Below are 17,598 nucleotides of genomic sequence, written 5' to 3'. Positions count from 1 at the left end.
GGGGTCGGAGGGCATGCCTCGCACTGGTCGTGAGAGAGTCATGACCATGCAGCGTGCTCGCCGACTCGCATCCGTGGTCGTTGTCGCTTCTCTCGGCGTGGCCGGGCTCTCCGCCTGCCGGTCGGAGTCCTCGGTCGCGGCCTATGTCGGCGGTTCCGGGCGCATCACCACCGACCGCGTCGACGCCGTCTACAACGAAGTGCGCGACCAGCTGCAGGCCTCGCCGCCCGACGCCCAGGCTCCCGACGGCCAACCTGTGGACGGCCAGCCGACGCCCGCCTCCTCGGGGCCGGTCACCATGCCGATCACCCGCGCCGACGTCGTGTCGCTGCTGCTCGGCGGCGGCATCGTCGACAAGCTAGCCGCCGCTCAGGGCGTCGCCGCCCCGACCGAGCAGGACCTGCAGGAGGCCCAGCTCGCGAGCGCGCTCAAGCTGCCCGCCAACTCGGAATACGCGCAGCTCTACGCCGTGTGGCTGTTCAAGGTCGACGCACTGCGGGCCAAGGTGACGACGCCGGGCAACCCGACCGACGCCGACCTGCAGGAACTGCACGACGGGCTGGTCGCCATCCAGCAGTACGACCCGTCCACGCCGTTCTCCAAGTTCAAGACCGATCTGGCCGCCAGCGCCAACATGTCCGTGGTGCGGCAGGCCGCGGCGGTGCGCGACGAGATCGTCAAGGCGGGTTCGCAGTCCGACATCCGCATCAACCCGCGCTACCAGCCGACCAAGCTGCCGCTGCTCGTCACGCAGGACCAGCGGAACGGCATGATCGTCCCGCTGATCACGGTGCCGATCGGGCCGCAGGACCAGGCCGCGCCGGTGACCGACGCGCGCTGAGCGTGACCGCCCGCATCGTTCTGCTCGTCACCTCGCCGCGCCTGCCGGCCGGGCTGCTGACCGCGGCCGCGTGGGATGTCGTGCGGGCCCATCCGGTCTTCACCGCGGCCGAGTCCGCTCAGGCGGCGGCGCTGAGGGCCAGCGGCGTGCCGGTCACCGTGATCGAGCCCGATCCGGAGCGCCTGCTGGCGGCGCTCGGCCCCCACGAGGACGCGGTGGTCTGGCTCGGCGGCCCGACCGGCGACCAGGACTTCACGCGGAGGCTCGGCCTGCGGCTCGCCAACGAGCCGTCGCTGGCCGAACTCGAGCTGATGTACGGGTCGTGGGACCCGCCCGGCGCCCGGCTGCTCGACGCGGTCGCGGTGATGGACCGGCTGGCCTCGCCCGGCGGTGACCCGTGGAAGCGGGCCCAAAATCACCGCACGCTCGCGCCCTACCTGCTGGAAGAGGCGTACGAGGCGTACGACGCGATCGAGTCGGACGACCTCGACGCGCTGCGCGAGGAACTCGGCGACGTGCTGCTGCAGGTCGTGCTGCACGCCCGGCTGGCCGAGGAACTGCCCCCCGACGAACGCTGGAACGTCGACGACGTGGCCGGTGGGCTCGTCGACAAGATGGTGCGGCGCAACCCGCACGTCTTCGCGGGGGAGACCGTCGAGGGCCTCGAGGAGATCACCGCGAACTGGGAGCGCATCAAGAAGGCCGAGAAGTCCCGCGACTCGGCGCTCGACGGGATCGCGCTCAGCCAGCCCGCGCTCGCGCTGGCGGCCAAGATTCTGCAGCGTGCGGAGCGGGCCGGCGTGGGCGTACCGCTGCCGGAAAGCGCCGATCTCGGCGCGACCCTGCTGCGACAGGTTTTCGAAGCCCGCAAGGCGGGCGAGGACGCCGAGGCCGCTTTGCGGCGGGCCGCTTTGCGGTACGCCGAAGACGTGCGCTCGGCGGAACAGCAGAATGTCAGAGGTGCCGAGTAGGTTTCTCGGCATGCCGGAGTTCGTCCCCCTCGCCGAGCAGATCGTCGACGCCATCCTCGAGAGCGAACCGGGTCTCGCCTCCTTCGCGGGCGACCACCGTTTCGACGACCGCCTGCCCGACCTGTCGCCCGGTGGCGTGGCCGCCCGGGTGTCCATGTTGCGCGATGCCGCCGACGCGCTGTCCGGCATCGACCCCGACGCCTTCGACGAAGAGGATCGGGTCGACCACGCGATCCTCTCCGCCGTCGTCGAGCGGGGCCTGTTCGAGCTGACCGACGTGCGAGAGCACGAGTGGAACCCGTTGGAGCACAACCCCGGCCCGCTGCTGCACACGTTGCTGGCGCGGCCGTTCGCCCCGGCCGAGGAGCGACTGGCCAGCCTCGGCGGCCGGCTCGCCGCGATCCCCGACGCGCTGGCCACCGCCCGGGCCGTGCTGGGCGACGTGCCCCGCATCCACGCCGAGACGGCGATCGGCCAGTTCCAGGGCACGGCCGCGCTGATCCGCCACGAGTTGCCGCTGCTGCTCGCCGAGGAGCCGGGCATGCAGGCGGCGATCGAGCCGTCCGCGGCGACCGCGCTGAGCGCGCTTGCCGAATTCGACGGCTGGCTCCGCGGCCGGCTCGAGAGCGGAGACCCCGGGCGCGACCCGCGGCTCGGCCGCCCGCTGTGGGAGGCCCGGCTGTGGCACACGCTCGACACCGAGTTGCCGGCGGCCGAGATCCTGTCCCGCGCCCGCGCCAACCTCGACCGCGTCGGCGCCGAGCTGCGGGAGGCCTCGGCCGAGCTGGTCGGCGGCCCGGCCACCGACGAGACGGTCCGCCGGGCCCTCGCCGCCCTGGCCGCCGACCACCCCGACAACGCCACGATCGTCGACCTGGCCAAGGTCACGATGACCGAGGCGACCGACTTCATCCGCGAGCACGACCTGCTGACCCTGGTCGACGACCCGTGCGTGATCGAGGAGATGCCCGAGTTCGCCCGCGGCGTCGCGGTGGCCTACTGCGACCCGCCGGGCCCCCTCGAGACGGCCGACGTCCCCACGTTCTACTGCATAGCGCCGACCCCGTCCGACTGGCCGGCCGAGCGCGCCGAGAGCTTCTACCGCGAATACAACAACCAGATGATCCGCAACCTGACCGTCCACGAGGCGATGCCCGGCCACTTCCTGCAGATCGCCCACTCCCGCCGCTTCCGCGCCGCAACCCGGGTGCGCGCACTCGGCTGGTCGGGTCCGTTCGTCGAGGGCTGGGCGGTCTACGGCGAAGAGGCGATGGCCGCCCTCGGCTTCGGCGGCCTGCCGGTACGCCTGCAGCAGCTCAAAATGCAGCTGCGAATGAGCCTCAACGCCATCATCGACCAGCTGGTGCACTGCGACGGACTGCCCGAGTCCGAGGCCATGGCCCTGATGACCGGGCGCGGCTTCCAGGAGGAGGGCGAGGCGGCCGGCAAGTGGCGCCGCGCCCTGCTCACGTCGACCCAGCTCTCGACCTACTTCGTCGGCTACACCGAGGTCTCGGCGATCGCGGCCGCCCGCCCTTTCGGCGCCACCCCCAAGGCCTGGCACGACGCGATGCTCGCGCACGGCTCCCCGCCCCCGCGTCACCTGAGCGCCCTGCTGGGCGTGTGAAGCGAACGCCGGAGGCGCTTGCGCGTTCCGCTCTTGCCCGGACTTACCGTGGCGGCATGCGCATCGTGGCGATCCGCCTCCGTCGGCGGGCGCCGGCTTTGCGTCGCGTCGTTCGTACGGCCCGAGTTGTTTCGCCCGCTACAGCCTTCGGCCGGAGCGGCGGGACTTCCCGGTGGATGAGCTTCTGCTTCGGCGCATTCGCTTCGTCGCCGTCCTACTGCGGTTAGCCGCCGCCTGGCACGCCGCAGCGCTTCTGAAGAAGTCCCGCGATGTGTGTTCCACCCCAAGTGGGCCCGATTCCGTGCGACGACTCCGATGGCCGGTCGTGCTGCGGGACCGCTTGCGTACAAAGGACGTACGCAGCTCCCGCCTCACCCCGGGAGTCCGATATGCCTACGATGGGCGAACTGATCTCGGACCGGGATGGCTGGGATCCGCAGTGGACGGTCGCGACAGCCGGGAGTTCGACACGGGCACGACGCATCCGGCGCGGCGCTATGACTACCTGCTCGGCGGCACGGACAACTTTGCCGTCGACCGGGACGCCGCCGACGAGATCGTGGCGCGGCATCCGACGGCCCGGCTGGGCGCGCGGAAAAACCGCTGGTTTCTCCACCGGGCGGTGCGGTTCATGGCCGCCCGGGGCATCCGGCAGTTTCCTCGACATCGGGTGCGGCATTCCGACCTCGCCCAACACCCATGAGATCGCCCAGCAGGCCGACCCGACGTCTCGCGTGGTCTACGTCGACAACGACCCGCTGGTGGTGGCCACGCACGAGGGCGGCCGGCCTTCCTCGAGGCCTACCTGCGGGAGCCGCGCAGATTCTGGAAAATCCCCGGCTGCTGGAGACCCTCGACCTCGCCGAGCCGACGGGTCTGCTGCTGGTCGCGGTCCTCCACTGAGTCGCAGTGGGCCGACCGCTCCGGCCCCGAACTGGCCGCCCTCTTCGACCATCCCCGCCTGGAGCAGGCCGCCTCGGGCGTGCAGTCGGTCTCCCGCTGGTGGGGGACGCGCCCGATCCGCGCCCAGCGGTCGAGGACGTCGCCAGCAACGGCATCCCTTCTACGGGTCATTCCGGCCCGCGGACCGCTTCGTCCAATGTCGGGGCCGTCTACTTTCGCTGGTCGGTGACCGTCGCGGCCGGCGGCAGCTCGAAAGCCGACAGGTCCGGCTTGTCGGAGTAGGCGGTCAGGGCCAAGTCGGCCTGTTTTCCATCCATCGTGGCGGTGAAGCTGCCCAGTGCGCCCTCGGCGGTGACGCACACCGTGAAGTCGGCAGTGGGCGTGTGGGTGACGCCGGTGAGGGCCAGGCAGGTCGCGTGGTGGCCGGCCATCGTCGTGTCGTGCTGCTTGGCGACCGCCCCTGGGTCGACCGCCGCCTGGTTGAGCATCGCCAGCACGGCGTCGGGCGTGATCAGCGCTCCGGTCGAGCGGACGTCGGCCGGGGCGGGGCTGGTCTCGGTGCACTTCAGGGCGGGCTCCGCGCCGGCGCAGCGGGTCGTCGCCGACGAGGTGCGGATCATGCGGCCGCCGGGGAAGGTGTAGGCCACCCGGGTCGGCTTCTGCGCCTGGGTGATCTGCGCCTCGTCGCCCCCGGCCAGCTGGTAGGTCGCGGTGTAACTAAGCGTGGTCGACCCGGCGAGCTGCGTGGCCAGCTCGGAGACCAGATCGTCGTGGGCGCCCCCCGCCGCGTTGGCCGAGTCGACCCCGCCGCAGGCGGCCGTGACCAGCATCGCCGCGGCGGCGGCGACGCCGGTCAGAACAAGACGCACGGCAGACACGCTGACACCCTTGCCTATCCGCGCAACCCTGCGCAAACCAAATCCCGACTACCCGGCGGAGGCGGTGCGGGACCGCGACAGCATCTGCTGCCTCATGATGTAGCGGCGGATCATCTTGGCCGTGTGGTCGTCCTTGCTGTCGAAGACGGCGACCATTTCGACCGAGAGCGGCCCCCGGCGTGGCACCTGCTGGCGCATCGAGCTGACCTTGATGGCCCGCGCGGGAAACGCCGCGACCTCGTCGGTGAGCTGAACCTTCAGCACCATTTCGTCGCCCGGACGCACGATCACGTCGGTGAAGTGGGCGCGTACCGCCCGCTCGCTCAGATCGTGGACGAATCCGACGGCGTCGTCCTCGCCGTCCCGTTCCATCAGGATCAGCTCGCCGCCGCCGCCGCGTACGTAGTCCCGGGCCTGTTCGATGGACGGTTCGCCGGCGAAGCGGACCTCGAACCGGTTGCCTTCGACCGCGGCGACGTTGGCCGTCACGGCGTACCGGCCGCGCGGAGCCGCCGCCCAGCGGACCGTGATGGCCGAGCCCTGGGGCGGGATCTCGGAGAGGGCGAGCGAGAGAGTGATCACCTCCTCGCCTGCGTGTATGACCCGGACGTCCGGCACTGTTTCGCCGTATGAGGTCATCTCGATGTACGACCCGTCGGCGGGAAGCATGGGTTCGCTCATAGTGGCCGGGTGATCGGCCAGCTCGGGGCCGACTTGAGGAAACCCGCACCTTCGGGTTCACCGGCCGCCCGAACAGGCCCCAGGAAGGCTCGATACGCTCTGTGTCGTGGTCGGCCGCAGGGTGGCGGTCGGGTGAAAGGGCCGGTCACGAGGCCGGCACAAGCTGTTAGGGAGCGACACGACACATGGCCACCATTGAAGCGATCGTCGCCCGCGAGATCCTCGACTCCCGGGGCAACCCGACCGTCGAGGTCGAGGTCGGGCTGGACGACGGCACGGTCGGCCGCGCCGCGGTGCCCTCGGGCGCCTCGACCGGCGCCTTCGAGGCGATCGAGCTGCGGGACGGCGACAAGGGTCGTTACCTGGGCAAGGGCGTCGAGAACGCGGTCTCGAACGTCGAAGACAAGATCGCTGACGAGCTGATCGGCTACGAGGCGAGCGAGCAGCGCCTGATCGACCAGAAGATGCTCGACCTGGACGGCACCGCCGACAAGTCGGAGCTGGGCGCCAACGCGATCCTCGGTGTCTCGCTGGCCGTTGCGAAGGCCGCCGCGCTCTCCGCCGAGCTGCCGCTGTTCCGCTACGTCGGCGGTCCGAACGCGTCGTTGCTGCCGGTGCCGATGATGAACATCCTCAACGGTGGCGCGCACGCCGACTCGAACGTCGACGTGCAGGAGTTCATGATCGCCCCGATCGGCGCTCCGACCTTCCGCGAGGCGCTGCGCACCGGTGCCGAGGTCTACCACGCCCTCAAGAGCGTGTTGAAGAAGAAGGGCCTCTCGACCGGACTGGGTGACGAGGGCGGCTTCGCGCCGAGCCTGCCGTCCAACGCGTCGGCGCTCGACCTGATCGCCGAGGCCGTGCAGGCGGCCGGCTTCACCCTGGGCACCGACATCGTGCTGGCCATGGACGTCGCCGCGACCGAGTTCCACAAGGACGGGTCGTACGTCTTCGAGGGCTCGCCCAAGTCGACCGACGAGATGATCACGTACTACGCGAAGCTGGCGGCGGAATACCCGATCGTCTCGATCGAGGACCCGCTGGACGAGGAGGACTGGGCGGGCTGGAGCGCGATGACCGCTCAGCTCGGCGACAAGATCCAGATCGTCGGCGACGACCTGTTCGTCACCAACCCGACCCGCATCGGCCGGGGCATCGCCGAGAGCGCGGCCAACGCCGTCCTCGTCAAGGTCAACCAGATCGGCTCGCTCACCGAGACGCTCGACGCCGTCGACCTGGCCCACCGGGCCGGCTTCCGGACGATGATGAGCCACCGCTCGGGCGAGACCGAGGACGTCACGATCGCCGACCTGGCGGTCGCCGTGGGCAGCGGCCAGATCAAGACCGGTGCCCCGGCGCGGTCCGACCGGGTCGCGAAGTACAACCAGCTTCTGCGCATCGAGGAGCAGCTGGAGGGTGCGGCCCGCTACGCCGGGGCGGGCGCTTTCCCGCGTTACCGCACCGCGTAACGGCCGTCCGGCAGATCATGGAGTTGTGGGTCTCACCGGAACCGGCATAGGTTTCGGTGAGTGCCCACAGCGGCCGTCGGGGGAGGAGGAGCGGTGACGACACAGCGGCGCACGCCGAGCGGCCAAGGCCCGACCCGTCGTCCGACCTCCAGCGTGCCCCGGGTGCGGGCCACCGGCTCGGTCCGGCACCGCAACCGCGCCGCCCGCCCGGCTCTCAACCGGCGCACCGTCTCGGCGAACGCGGGCCCGGCGAAGCGTACGGTCGCGCCGCGCCCCCGGGCGCTCACCGGCCGCGCAACCGTCCTGATCGTCATGTTCGTGGCGCTCGCCCTGGCCTACACCTACCCGCTGCGCGTCTATCTGGCGCAGGAGTCGCAGATCGCCCAGCTGCAGGCCGATCAGGCCGCCCAGCGCAAGCTGATCCAGACCAAGTCGGAAGAGCTGGCCAAGTGGCAGGACCCGGAATACATCAAGGCCCGGGCCCGCGCGAAATACTTCTATGTCGAGCCCGGCCAGACGCCGCTACTGGTGCTCAACGACCCGTCGGTCGTCGCGAAGAGCACGGCCAAGGACGCGCCGGCCGCCGCCCCCGATTCCTGGTACGACACGCTGTGGAACAGCGTCCGAGCCGCCGACGCGGAGCCAACGAATTAATGAACTTTTTTCAACGTGGCGAGGGCGGCAATGCCCGGCGCCGGTCAACGGCCCAGAGCCCGTTCGCCCGAAGTCAGGTTGAAAAAGGTTCAACGGAACAACCGACCGAAGCCGACCTCGACATCGTGGCGGCCCAGCTCGGCCGTCGTCCCCGCGGCACCCGTGCGATCGCGCACCGCTGCCCGTGCGGCAATCCGGACGTGGTCGAGACCTCGCCCCGGCTCGATGACGGCACCCCGTTTCCGACGCTTTTCTATCTGACCTGTCCGCATGCCACGGCCGCCTGCAGCCGCCTGGAGTCGGCCGGGGTGATGCGCGACATGCAGGAGCGGCTGGCGACCGATCCCGAGCTGGCCGAGCGCTACGAGAAGGCCTCCGAGGACTACCTTTCCCGGCGCAAGGCGATCGAGGACGTGCCGGAGATCTCGCACGTCGCCGCCGGCGGCATGCCCGATCGGGTGAAATGCCTGCATGTTCACCTCGGACACGCGCTCGCCGCGGGCCGGGGGGTAAATCCTTTCGGCGACGAGGTGAGGGACGCGATCGAGCCCTGGTGGGCCGGCGGTCCATGCGTAGAAAAGCCGGAGTGATGGCCGATATCAGGCGAGCAACAACCCGCGACGTGAAGAAGATCCGGGAGCTGGTCGACGCCTACACCGCCGACCGCCGCCTGCTCAGCAAGGCGACGGTGACCCTCTACGAGTCGGTGCAGGAGTTCTGGGTCGCCGAGGACGACCACGAGATCATCGGCTGCGGGGCCCTGCACGTCATGTGGGAGGACCTGGCCGAGATCCGCACGGTCGCCGTCGATCCGGCCTTCCGCGGCCGCAAGATCGGCCACCAGCTGGTCAACCGCCTGATCGACCAGGCGCGCGAACTCGGCGTCGCCCGCGTTTTCTGCCTGACCTTCGAGACGCGCTTCTTCGGCTCGTTCGGATTTGCCGAGATCGACGGGGCGCCGGTGCCGCACACCGTCTATGAGCAGCTTCTGCGCTCCTATGACGAGGGTGTCGCCGAATTCCTCGACCTGGAACGGGTCAAGCCCAACACGCTGGGGAACACGAGAATGCTGCTGCATCTATGAGGGTCGCGGCCATCGATTGCGGGACAAATTCCATTCGCCTTCTCATTGCCGACGTCGAGGGGGAAAAGCTCACCGACGTCACCCGGCAGATGCAGATCGTCCGGCTCGGCGAGGGCGTCGACCGTACGGGACGAATCAGCGATGCGGCGTTGGCGCGCACTCGCGCGGCGCTTACCGCGTACGGCGAAGAAATCGCCGCGCTCGGCGTGACGCGCGTCCGGATGTGTGCCACCTCGGCCTCGCGTGACGCTTCCAATGCCGACGATTTCCGCGCGATGGTCCGTGGGGTGATCGGCGTCGATCCCGAGGTGATCAGCGGACGTCAGGAAGCGCATCTGTCCTTTGTGGGCGCGCTCAACGGGCTGAGCGCGGAGCTGCCCTGCCTGGTCTTCGACCTGGGCGGCGGCTCGACCGAATTCGTCACCGGGAGCACCGATGTCGAGCAGGCGATCTCGATGGACATCGGCTGCGTGCGCATGACCGAACGGCATCTGCACGACGACCCGCCTTCGGCGGCCCAGATCGCCGCGGCCTCGGCGGAAATCACGGAAGCGGTCGATGTCGCGCTCGCTGCCGTTCCCGGCCGCGATTCCCGTACGCTCGTGGGCCTCGCCGGCACGGTGACGACGGTGACCGCACTCGCTCTCGGACTGCCGGCATACGACGCGTCCCGCATTCACCATGCGCGGGTGAGTTACGGGGCGGTCGCCCGGGTGAGCGCCGATCTGCTCGGCATGACGGTCGCCGAGCGGCTCGCCCTTCCGGTGATGCATCCGGGCCGGGCCGATGTGATCGGTGCGGGGGCCCTGATTCTGCGCATCATCATGGAGCGCTCGGGCCATTCGTCGCTGGTCGCCTCGGAGCACGACATTCTCGACGGGATCGCGTTCGGCCTGGCTTGATCGGCTTTTTGCCGGAAGGCGGTATCCCGCCGTTGACGGTACTTCGCGATGCACAGTACTGTGCACCGCGTGGACACGACCCAGCTCTTGAAGGGCGTGCTCGACCTCGCCGTCCTCGCCGCCCTGCGCGACGAGGACGGCTACGGCTACGACATCCTCCGGCGCCTGCGCGGCGCCGGGCTCGAGGACGTCGGCGACGCCTCGGTCTACGGCACGCTGCGCCGGCTCTTCAATGCCGGCTTCCTCAGCACCTATGTGGTGCCCAGCGACGAGGGCCCGCACCGCAAGTACTACGCGCTCAACCCGGCCGGACGTGCCGAACTGCAGCGCTCGGGTAAGGTCTGGCACGGCTTTGCATTGATCATGGACGATCTGCTCAGCGAGCGGGAGACGGCGTGAATCCGACTGTTACGGGTCAAGACGAGGTCGTCGCCTACGTCGCGGCGGTCCGGGCCGCGCTGAACGACCTGCCTCCGTCGGTCATCGACGAACTCCTCGAGGACCTCCCGGAACACCTGGCGGAAGTCCAGGCCGAGGGAACGGGCACGCTGAGAGATCGGCTGGGCGCCCCCGAGGCGTACGCGTCGGAACTGCGCACGACGGCCGGCTTCGTCGGCGGCTTCCCGGACCCACCACCGGCCCGGCGATGGGAATTGAACCGCGAAGCGATGGCCACCGTGCGGCGCGTGCTCGATCAGGCCGACGTACGCGTGGGCCCGGTGATCGGCTACCAGAAGGCCAGCGACTTCCTGGTCCTGCTGCGGCCGGCCTGGTGGGTGCTGCGCGGCTACCTGGCCGCGATGGCGATCGTCTGGCTCTTCGACGACAGCCGCAACCACGGCCTGCTGCCCCGGCTCGGCGGCAGCACCCTGCTCTCGCTGGTGTGGCTGGCCGCCTGCGTCGCGGCGTCGATCATGATCGGCAAGCGGGCCCGTGGCTGGACGAAGTGGCCGCGGTACGCCCTGCGCGCCGGCACGGTCCTGCTGGTGCTGTTCGCGATCTCCGGCTTCGTGGCCGCCGACAGCGACACCCGCAACACCGACTCCTACACGGTCGGCGACTACGGCGGCGGCAACCCGTACAGCGGCGTCCAGGACGTCTACGTCTACGACTCGCAGGGCCACCTCGTGCAGGGTGCACGGCTGTTCGACCAGGACGGCTCACCGATCCAGCTCGGATCCGGTCCGACCTACTGCACCGATCCGACGACCGGCGAGTCGGAGCAGAGCCGCAGCCTGGGCTACCCGTACTGCCCGCAGAACGCGCCGTTCACCGCGCCGCAACCCTCCGGCAGTGCCACGGCCACCCCGTCCGCGAGCGGGTCCTCAATGCCGGTTTCGCCCGGCCCGACGGGGTCCGTTCCGCCGACCCCACCGACCGGTTCGGTTGCCACCGCACAGCCATCGGTGTCACCGTCGGTCACCCGTTCGGGCGGCTTGGGGAACGGTAAATAAAAGCTGGGTAACGGGGTCGCGGGAGGGGTCGACGGGCCGCTAGGGTCACCCCCTGCGACCGGCCGACCCCCTCGGCCGGCCCCCTCGAGAGGACCTTCCGTGAGCAACCCGGTTCCGCCCCCCGGTGGCGCATACCCGCCCCCGCCGGCGCAGGGCCAGCCCGGCTTTTCGCCGGCGCCCGGTCAGCCTGCCCCGCAGGGCCAGGCCTACCCGCCCGCGCCCGGCCAGCCCGGTCAGCCCGGTGCGGAACCGGCGCAGTTCGGCCAGTTCCCGACCGAGAAGCCGAAGAAGTCGATGAAGGGCCGCCTGCTGAGCATCCTCGGCGTGGTCGTGCTCGTCATCGTCGGCATCGCCGTCAAAGCCGGCATCGGCAGCGCGCTCCACCCGGACAAGGCCAAGGAGGCCAAGGTCGGCGACTGCGTGGCCGCCCAGGGCAAGGTCCCGACCGAAGAGGGCAAGACCAGCGAGGCCGACGCCAAGGTCGTCGACTGCACCTCCACGGATGCCGCTTACTCGGTCGTCGGCCGCGTCAACGGCGAGTCCAACACCAACAGCAAGTCCTGCGACCAGTACTTCACCGACGAGAAGGCCGACTACTTCGTCTACTCGTCGACCTCGGGCAGCGGCTACCTGCTGTGCCTGAAGGCCAAGAAGGCCTGACCCACACCTGATCCGCATCTGATTCGCAGGCCCGGCGAGGCCCCGCAGTTTTGCGGCGCCTCGCCGGGCGGCGTTTCAGCCGCCTTCGGTCACCGACGGGTCGGTGCCCAGGTCGGCGAAGCGGAGGCGGAAGACGGCCGGCATCGGCATGCGATGCCAGAAGCCCAAGTCGACCGGCCGGCCGAACCCGGCCAGCGCCCGCGCGATGAAGGTGCCGTGCCCGGCGGCCAGCACGAGGCCGCCCCGGTTCTCGCGAGCGAGCATGCGGACCGCGCCGACCGCGCGGACGGTGAGCTGGTCCATGCTTTCGCCGCCCGGACGCGCGAAGGACGGATCGGCCCAGCTGCGGGCATAATGCGGCTCCCAGTCGTCGGTGTAGGGCAGTCCGTCGTCCCATTCCCGCAGGTTCCAGTCGGTGCGGACGGGAAGGCCGAGCGCTTGCGCCGTGGGCTCGACAGTCTGCACGGCACGCCGGTACGGGCTGGACCACACGGCCGCCGGTCGCGGCTCGGCCAGTGCATCGACCAGGTCGAACGCCTGCCGCAGGCCGTCGGGGGCCAGCGGGCGGGCGAACTCGTCCGGTCCGTCGGCGGGGCGAGGGACGGACAACGCGTGCCGGACCAGAACCACGTCGGTGTGCACCCGCGAACGTTAGCCGCTCCGCGTCCGGGTGCTGAGCACGTCGCGAACGTCGTCCTGATAGAGCAGAAGGACGACGGCCTCCCGCTCGGAGGAGTAGCGCACGTCCCGCACGTCGAGCAGAAACTCGCCGAGGTCCACCCGGACGTCCGCCTCGGGGTGGCCCAGCAGCATTTGCATCAGTTCAAGCCGGTCCACGGCCCACTCCCGCCTGCGTAGTCTGCCCGCACGCCGGGCACCAGCGGCTCTTCAATCGAAAACTGAACAGTCCGGCAATAAAGCCGAGCACAACCCCCATTGCCACTGCCATTTCCATATCCCTCCACTTTCGGCGTCGATCGGCGCTTACAAGTCTGGACGCGGCATCGATACGCTCGGAACCCTTCCTGCACCGCCGGGTCCGAGCGGTGTGGTGAATGGTTTTCATGTGCGGCAGTGTGGAGAGATCCACAAATCGTGTGGCGGTGATGTGGAATGTCGGAGGAAGTGCTGATCTCCCCGTCGGCCTTTCTGCTCGGCGAGTTGCGGCGGGCGCGCTCGACGGCAGGAATGAGCCAGGAAGATCTCGGCCGCACGATCAACTATTCGGGCTCCCAGGTCAGCGCCGTCGAGAACGGACAGCGTCCGCCGACCCGCGACTATCTGGTGGCGATCGACGGTGCTCTGCACACCGGTGGGCTCTTCGAGCGCCTCCAGAGCAACCTGGCCAACTTCGACCAGGCGCCGGTCTGGTTCCGCGATTGGCTCGTCATCGAGCGCGAGGCGACACTGATCCGCTGGTTCGAGCCGCTAGTCGTGCCCGGCATCCTTCAGACGCAGGCCTACGCCCACGCGCTCATGGCGGGTTCCGTCCTAGTCGATGACGACGAGATCGACCAGCGAGTGGCAGCCCGACTCGACCGACGGTCTCTGCTGACCCAGCCGAAGCCGCCGACTGTGATCGCACTCATCGATGAAGGTGTGCTCAACCGCCGTGTCGGAAGCGCCGAGATCATGTCCGAGCAGTGCGAGTTGCTTGCCGACTTCGGCGCACGACCGCACGTCCAAATTCAGGTGGTCCCGGCGGCGGTCGGAGTGCACGCTGGCCTTAGTGGCCCCTTCGCTTTGGCGCGAGCACTCGACTTCGAGATCGCACATCTGGACGGTCCGCTGACAGCGCAGATAACCAACAGATCTAGTGACATTGATAGTCTCATCCGTGCGTGGGAGGCGATCCGCGGTGATGCCCTGCCGAGGACACAGTCTCTTGACTTGATCAAGGAAGTGGCGAAGACATGGCAGACCTGAGCGGGGCGGTCTGGCGCAAGTCGACTCGCAGCGGCAACGGCGGGAACTCCTGTGTCGAGGTGGCCAAGAATCTTCCGGGCGTGGTTGGCGTGCGGGACAGCAAGGATCGGTCCGGGCCGGCCCTGACGTTCGGGCCTGAGGCGTGGGCGGCGTTCCTGGCCGGTGTGAAGGACGGCGAGTTCGACCTTTCGGACTGAGGTCATCGGGATGGTGGGACTTGAGCGGGGCGGTCTGGCGCAGGTCCGCCCGGAGCGGCAACGGCGCGGGTGACGCTGTCGCCGCGAGGGTTGCGGATGACTTTCGGGGTCGCCTCGCGCACGTCGCGGTGAGCGTGACGCTGCTTTCGCGCCAGACGAGGCCCAGTCCGGCGCAGAACAAGCGCCCATCCTGCGCCGCCGGGGGCGAACCGGGCCTACCCGGGTGCGGGGCTCTGAGTGAATAGTGGTTCGCTGGCTTGATGCGGTTGGGTGAGTGGACGTCGCGTACGAAAGAAGACGTGGTGAGGCACGCGGCGGAAGCCGCGTCGCTCAGCGTGCTCGGTGCCGGGGTCGCGGATTGTTTTGCCTGCCCGCGGCTTGTCGCCTGGCGTGAGGAAGTCGCCGTCACCAAGCGTGCGTCCTTCCGCGACCAAACCTACTGGGGGCGACCCATCCCCGGCTGGGGACCGGGCGACGCCGAGATCGGGATCCTCGGGCTGGCCCCGGCCGCCCACGGCGGCAACCGCACCGGGCGAATCTTCACCGGCGACCGGTCGGGAGACGTGCTGTTCGCGGCGCTGCACCGGGCCGGCCTCGCCAATCAGGCGACCAGCGTCAGCATCGACGACGGGCTCCAACTCCGGCACACCCGGATCTTCGCCGCCGTGCGGTGTGCGCCGCCCGACAACAAGCCGTTACCCCAGGAGCGGGACAACTGCGCTCCGTGGCTGCACCGGGAAGTCACGCTGATCCGGCCGACATTGAAAGTAGTTGTTGCGCTCGGAGCTTTCGCGTGGCAAGCGTGGTGGCCGACCGCAACCGCAGTGTATGAGGCCAAAGCCCCGGTCCCACGGCCCAAATTCGGCCATGGTGCCGAGGTCAGCGTGCCTGGAGCGCCGACCCTGCTGGGCTGTTTCCATGTCAGTCAGCAGAACACTTTCACCGGCCGGTTGACGCCGCCGATGCTCGACGACGTGTTCGCCCGTGCGAAAGCGCTCGCGGGCCTGGCATGATGCGAGCGCACCGAAAGGACCTGAGCACACGACATGGATCTCGCTGCCCTGCGCCGGTGGTGGCCGCTGGCCGCCGTCCTCGTGCTGCTCTTCGTGACCTCACTGGCCGCCACCCGGTCGCAGCCGCAACTCGATCAGATCAAGCCGGACGCGACCGCGACGACCCCGCCGCCGCTGCTGCCGACCACGATCCCGTCGGCGACCGCGGCCGGCGCCCAGACCGACACGCCGTCCAACGGGCTGCCCGACTGGGTCGGCACCGTGGCGCTGGTCCTGCTCTGCGTGGTCGGCCTGATCGTGCTCGGCATCGTGGTGTTCGCGCTGCTGCGTGAGCAGGCCAAGCGCCGCGCCAAGCGGAAGGGCAAGCTGGCCCGGAAGCAGGCGCAGCCGCGCACGGCCGACGAACTGGTCGCCGCGCTCGACGCCGGTCTCGAGGAGCTGTCCGACGCCGACCGGGACCCGCGCCGGGCCGTGATCGCCTGCTGGGTGCGTCTCGAGCAGGCGGCCGCGGCGGCCGGCACCCCGCGGCACCCCGGCGACACGCCGACCGACCTGGTCGGCCGGCTCCTGGCCGAGCAGCAGGTCGACTCGCGGGTGCTGGCCGCGCTGCTCGAGGTCTACCGGCAGGCCCGTTACGCGACGCACACGGTCGACGACCAGATGCGCCGGCAGGCCGTCGACGCGCTTCAACGGCTGCGGGCCGACCTGGGGGCGGGGGTGCCGGTGTGAGCCTCGACGACCTTTTCAGTGCGCGCGACGAGCCGGTGGCCGAAGAGCCGGTCGAAGCGCCCGTCGTCCGACAGAAAAGCAAGGCGCTCTGGCTGCTGCGCAACGCTCTGCTGGTCGCCGCCGCGACCACGGTCACCGTCGCCGCACTCCGGGCCGGTGGCCTGCACGCGCCGCTGATTCTGATCATCGCGGCGTTCATCGGCCTGCGGCTCATCCTGCTCGCGGTCTCCGAGGTGGCGCCGCCGCCGCTTCCGAAACGGCGAGGCGGTGGTTCCGGTTCGTCGTCCGGTCCGGCCAGCGATGCGCTCCGCGCGGCCGTACGCCGGTGGGAACGCACCCTGGACCGGGCGCACGCCGACCCCGATCTGTACTCGCGTAACGTTCTGCCGGTGCTGGCCGAGATGGCCGACGAACGGCTGCGGTTGCGCCACGGCATCACCCTGGCCTCCGACCCTCGCCGGGCTCGCGAGCTGCTCGGCGACCCGACGTGGGAGGCCCTGCACGACCCGGGTCGGCGGGCCGGCAAGACCCGAGAGCTCGAGTCCCTGGTTGAAGCGTTGGAACGACTGTGAGAAAGGTTGCGCCGGTGGCAGAGACAGGCGGTCAGGCTCTCCCCCCATACGAGGTGGGGAGGCTGGCGGGCGCGGTCCTCGACTCGGTCGGCAGCGTGCTCGTCGGCAAACGCTCGGCGCTCGAGCTGGTGCTGGCCGGCATCCTGGCCGGCGGCCACGTGCTGCTGGAAGACCTGCCCGGTCTCGGCAAGACGCTGACCGCGCGGTCGTTCGCGCAGGCGCTCGGCCTCGACTTCCGCCGGCTGCAGTTCACCCCCGACCTGTTGCCCGCCGACGTGACCGGCTCGTTCCTCTACGACCAGCGCAAGGGCGACTTCGCGTTCCGGGCCGGCCCGGTCTTCACCAACATGCTGCTGGCCGACGAGATCAACCGGACGCCGCCCAAGACCCAGGCCGCCCTGCTCGAGGCGATGCAGGAAAAGCAGGTCTCGGTCGAGGGCGTCACCTACCGTCTCGACCCGCCGTTCCACGTGCTCGCCACCGCCAACCCGATCGAATACGAGGGCACCTATCCGCTGCCCGAGGCCCAGCTCGACCGGTTCCTGCTGCGGGTCTCCTTCGGCTATCCGACCGCCGAGGAGGAGTGGGAGGTGCTCCAGCGCCGCATGGCCCGCCGCCAGGAGGAGGCGTTCCTTCAGCCGGTGGTCGACGCGCGCACCCTGCAGGCGATGCAGGCCGCGCTCGAGATGATCGCGGTGGAGGACTCGATCGGCCGCTACTGCGTGTCGCTCGCCTCGGCCACCCGTGAGCACGGGTCGGTGATGGTCGGCTCGTCGCCGCGTGGCTCGCTCGCGCTTCTGCTGCTGGCCCGCGCCCGGGCCGCGATGGCCGGCCGCGACTTCGTGATCCCGGAGGACGTCAAGGACGTCGCCGTCCCCGCCCTCGCCCACCGCATCACGCTGCGGCCCGAGATGTGGCTGCGCCGGGTCGACCCGGCGTTCGTGGTCGACGAGGTGCTGGCGGCCACGCCGGCCCCGGCCAGCGGCGCCCTGCCGACCTACGCGACCGGATACCAGCAGCAGTGACCTTCAGCCCCA

The 17,598-nt window shown here is 70.0% G+C and carries 22 protein-coding genes; 18 read left to right on the top strand and 4 right to left on the bottom strand.

The features are described 5' to 3' along the window. Positions 1 to 46 precede the first annotated feature (46 nt). The 4 genes from ACIA5C_RS30305 (at position 47) to ACIA5C_RS30290 (ending at position 4,142) form a co-directional block, all read left to right on the top strand. Entirely contained in the window at positions 47 to 841 is a 795-nt protein-coding gene (locus tag ACIA5C_RS30305) for a hypothetical protein (protein ID WP_396060740.1), read from the top strand. Positions 842 to 843: 2 nt separating this feature from the next. Beyond that, positions 844 to 1,812, top strand: coding sequence for a MazG family protein (locus ACIA5C_RS30300; protein ID WP_396060737.1), 969 nt, complete (start codon positions 844 to 846; stop codon positions 1,810 to 1,812). A 10-nt stretch (positions 1,813 to 1,822) separates the two neighbouring features. Then, the gene (locus ACIA5C_RS30295; RefSeq protein ID WP_396060735.1) at positions 1,823 to 3,439 is read left to right on the top strand and encodes a DUF885 domain-containing protein; all 1,617 of its coding nucleotides are present in this window, start codon (positions 1,823 to 1,825) and stop codon (positions 3,437 to 3,439) included. A 439-nt stretch (positions 3,440 to 3,878) separates the two neighbouring features. Continuing rightward, positions 3,879 to 4,142 (top strand): SAM-dependent methyltransferase, encoded by a 264-nt coding sequence (locus tag ACIA5C_RS30290; protein WP_396060732.1) that lies wholly within the window; start codon positions 3,879 to 3,881, stop codon positions 4,140 to 4,142. A 409-nt stretch (positions 4,143 to 4,551) separates the two neighbouring features. Here ACIA5C_RS30290 and ACIA5C_RS30285 read toward each other — a convergent pair whose 3' ends face one another. Continuing rightward, positions 4,552 to 5,211: a hypothetical protein gene (locus tag ACIA5C_RS30285; RefSeq protein WP_396060729.1), complete on the bottom strand. Its 660-nt coding sequence runs from the start codon at positions 5,209 to 5,211 to the stop codon at positions 4,552 to 4,554. A 57-nt stretch (positions 5,212 to 5,268) separates the two neighbouring features. Next, the gene (locus tag ACIA5C_RS30280) at positions 5,269 to 5,901 is read right to left on the bottom strand and encodes a hypothetical protein (RefSeq protein WP_396060727.1); all 633 of its coding nucleotides are present in this window, start codon (positions 5,899 to 5,901) and stop codon (positions 5,269 to 5,271) included. Between the two features lie 185 nt (positions 5,902 to 6,086). On the opposite strand from ACIA5C_RS30280, the gene eno reads away from it, so the two are divergent. The 8 genes from eno to ACIA5C_RS30240 all read left to right on the top strand — a co-directional run bounded on the left by eno (position 6,087) and on the right by ACIA5C_RS30240 (position 12,124). Then, the gene (gene eno / locus ACIA5C_RS30275) at positions 6,087 to 7,370 is read left to right on the top strand and encodes a phosphopyruvate hydratase (RefSeq protein ID WP_396060725.1); all 1,284 of its coding nucleotides are present in this window, start codon (positions 6,087 to 6,089) and stop codon (positions 7,368 to 7,370) included. Positions 7,371 to 7,463: 93 nt separating this feature from the next. After that, complete coding sequence (locus ACIA5C_RS30270; protein WP_396060722.1) at positions 7,464 to 8,024, top strand: septum formation initiator family protein; 561 nt, start codon at positions 7,464 to 7,466, stop codon at positions 8,022 to 8,024. Next, on the top strand, positions 8,024 to 8,614 hold the full coding sequence (locus tag ACIA5C_RS30265; RefSeq protein ID WP_396061560.1) for a DUF501 domain-containing protein: 591 nt from the start codon (positions 8,024 to 8,026) through the stop codon (positions 8,612 to 8,614). Before ACIA5C_RS30270 ends, ACIA5C_RS30265 begins: the two co-directional genes overlap by 1 nt. Continuing rightward, complete coding sequence (locus ACIA5C_RS30260) at positions 8,614 to 9,108, top strand: amino-acid N-acetyltransferase (protein ID WP_396060719.1); 495 nt, start codon at positions 8,614 to 8,616, stop codon at positions 9,106 to 9,108. Before ACIA5C_RS30265 ends, ACIA5C_RS30260 begins: the two co-directional genes overlap by 1 nt. Beyond that, positions 9,105 to 10,010 carry an exopolyphosphatase gene (locus tag ACIA5C_RS30255; RefSeq protein WP_396060717.1) on the top strand — a complete coding sequence of 302 codons (906 nt, stop codon included), beginning with the start codon at positions 9,105 to 9,107 and terminating at the stop codon, positions 10,008 to 10,010. Before ACIA5C_RS30260 ends, ACIA5C_RS30255 begins: the two co-directional genes overlap by 4 nt. Positions 10,011 to 10,079: 69 nt before the next feature. Next, positions 10,080 to 10,409, top strand: coding sequence for a PadR family transcriptional regulator (locus ACIA5C_RS30250; protein ID WP_396060715.1), 330 nt, complete (start codon positions 10,080 to 10,082; stop codon positions 10,407 to 10,409). Next, the gene (locus tag ACIA5C_RS30245; protein ID WP_396060712.1) at positions 10,406 to 11,464 is read left to right on the top strand and encodes an HAAS signaling domain-containing protein; all 1,059 of its coding nucleotides are present in this window, start codon (positions 10,406 to 10,408) and stop codon (positions 11,462 to 11,464) included. Before ACIA5C_RS30250 ends, ACIA5C_RS30245 begins: the two co-directional genes overlap by 4 nt. A gap of 99 nt (positions 11,465 to 11,563) precedes the next feature. Continuing rightward, positions 11,564 to 12,124 (top strand): hypothetical protein, encoded by a 561-nt coding sequence (locus ACIA5C_RS30240; RefSeq protein WP_396060709.1) that lies wholly within the window; start codon positions 11,564 to 11,566, stop codon positions 12,122 to 12,124. 75 nt (positions 12,125 to 12,199) lie between these two features. On the opposite strand, the gene ACIA5C_RS30235 is transcribed toward ACIA5C_RS30240, so the two are convergent. Next, entirely contained in the window at positions 12,200 to 12,766 is a 567-nt protein-coding gene (locus tag ACIA5C_RS30235) for a histidine phosphatase family protein (RefSeq protein ID WP_396060707.1), read from the bottom strand. A gap of 9 nt (positions 12,767 to 12,775) precedes the next feature. Further along, positions 12,776 to 12,961, bottom strand: a complete 186-nt coding sequence (locus ACIA5C_RS30230; protein ID WP_396060704.1) for a hypothetical protein — start codon at positions 12,959 to 12,961, stop codon at positions 12,776 to 12,778. 276 nt (positions 12,962 to 13,237) lie between these two features. On the opposite strand from ACIA5C_RS30230, the gene ACIA5C_RS30225 reads away from it, so the two are divergent. From ACIA5C_RS30225 to ACIA5C_RS30200, 6 genes are all read left to right on the top strand, one after another. After that, positions 13,238 to 14,050, top strand: a complete 813-nt coding sequence (locus tag ACIA5C_RS30225; protein ID WP_396060702.1) for a helix-turn-helix transcriptional regulator — start codon at positions 13,238 to 13,240, stop codon at positions 14,048 to 14,050. After that, complete coding sequence (locus tag ACIA5C_RS30220; RefSeq protein WP_396060700.1) at positions 14,038 to 14,247, top strand: DUF397 domain-containing protein; 210 nt, start codon at positions 14,038 to 14,040, stop codon at positions 14,245 to 14,247. The genes ACIA5C_RS30225 and ACIA5C_RS30220 overlap by 13 nt, the downstream gene beginning before the upstream one ends. 260 nt (positions 14,248 to 14,507) lie before the next feature. Beyond that, complete coding sequence (locus ACIA5C_RS30215) at positions 14,508 to 15,260, top strand: uracil-DNA glycosylase (protein ID WP_396060698.1); 753 nt, start codon at positions 14,508 to 14,510, stop codon at positions 15,258 to 15,260. Between the two features lie 33 nt (positions 15,261 to 15,293). Then, complete coding sequence (locus ACIA5C_RS30210; protein ID WP_396060695.1) at positions 15,294 to 15,989, top strand: DUF4129 domain-containing protein; 696 nt, start codon at positions 15,294 to 15,296, stop codon at positions 15,987 to 15,989. Further along, positions 15,986 to 16,561 (top strand): hypothetical protein, encoded by a 576-nt coding sequence (locus tag ACIA5C_RS30205; protein WP_396060692.1) that lies wholly within the window; start codon positions 15,986 to 15,988, stop codon positions 16,559 to 16,561. Before ACIA5C_RS30210 ends, ACIA5C_RS30205 begins: the two co-directional genes overlap by 4 nt. Positions 16,562 to 16,575: 14 nt before the next feature. Further along, positions 16,576 to 17,586, top strand: a complete 1,011-nt coding sequence (locus ACIA5C_RS30200) for an AAA family ATPase (protein ID WP_396060690.1) — start codon at positions 16,576 to 16,578, stop codon at positions 17,584 to 17,586. Positions 17,587 to 17,598 lie beyond the last annotated feature (12 nt).

The sequence above is a fragment of the Actinoplanes sp. NPDC051343 genome, from assembly GCF_044455125.1.
In the GTDB taxonomy this organism is placed as follows: Bacteria; Actinomycetota; Actinomycetes; order Mycobacteriales; family Micromonosporaceae; genus Actinoplanes.
The sequence above is the reverse complement of the archived record's forward strand: the minus strand, read 5'-3'. Positions and strand labels throughout refer to the sequence as shown.

What these genes read in the sequence shown, in the direction of transcription:
- ACIA5C_RS30305 (WP_396060740.1), top strand. Translation starts at nt 47, where the DNA reads ATGCAGCGTGCTCGCCGACTCGCATCCGTGGTCGTTGTCGCTTCTCTC.
- ACIA5C_RS30295 (WP_396060735.1), top strand. Translation starts at nt 1,823, where the DNA reads ATGCCGGAGTTCGTCCCCCTCGCCGAGCAGATCGTCGACGCCATCCTC.
- ACIA5C_RS30280 (WP_396060727.1), bottom strand. Translation starts at nt 5,901, where the DNA reads ATGAGCGAACCCATGCTTCCCGCCGACGGGTCGTACATCGAGATGACC.
- eno (WP_396060725.1), top strand. Translation starts at nt 6,087, where the DNA reads ATGGCCACCATTGAAGCGATCGTCGCCCGCGAGATCCTCGACTCCCGG.
- ACIA5C_RS30265 (WP_396061560.1), top strand. Translation starts at nt 8,024, where the DNA reads ATGAACTTTTTTCAACGTGGCGAGGGCGGCAATGCCCGGCGCCGGTCA.
- ACIA5C_RS30260 (WP_396060719.1), top strand. Translation starts at nt 8,614, where the DNA reads ATGGCCGATATCAGGCGAGCAACAACCCGCGACGTGAAGAAGATCCGG.
- ACIA5C_RS30255 (WP_396060717.1), top strand. Translation starts at nt 9,105, where the DNA reads ATGAGGGTCGCGGCCATCGATTGCGGGACAAATTCCATTCGCCTTCTC.
- ACIA5C_RS30225 (WP_396060702.1), top strand. Translation starts at nt 13,238, where the DNA reads ATGTCGGAGGAAGTGCTGATCTCCCCGTCGGCCTTTCTGCTCGGCGAG.
- ACIA5C_RS30220 (WP_396060700.1), top strand. Translation starts at nt 14,038, where the DNA reads ATGGCAGACCTGAGCGGGGCGGTCTGGCGCAAGTCGACTCGCAGCGGC.
- ACIA5C_RS30215 (WP_396060698.1), top strand. Translation starts at nt 14,508, where the DNA reads ATGCGGTTGGGTGAGTGGACGTCGCGTACGAAAGAAGACGTGGTGAGG.
- ACIA5C_RS30210 (WP_396060695.1), top strand. Translation starts at nt 15,294, where the DNA reads ATGGATCTCGCTGCCCTGCGCCGGTGGTGGCCGCTGGCCGCCGTCCTC.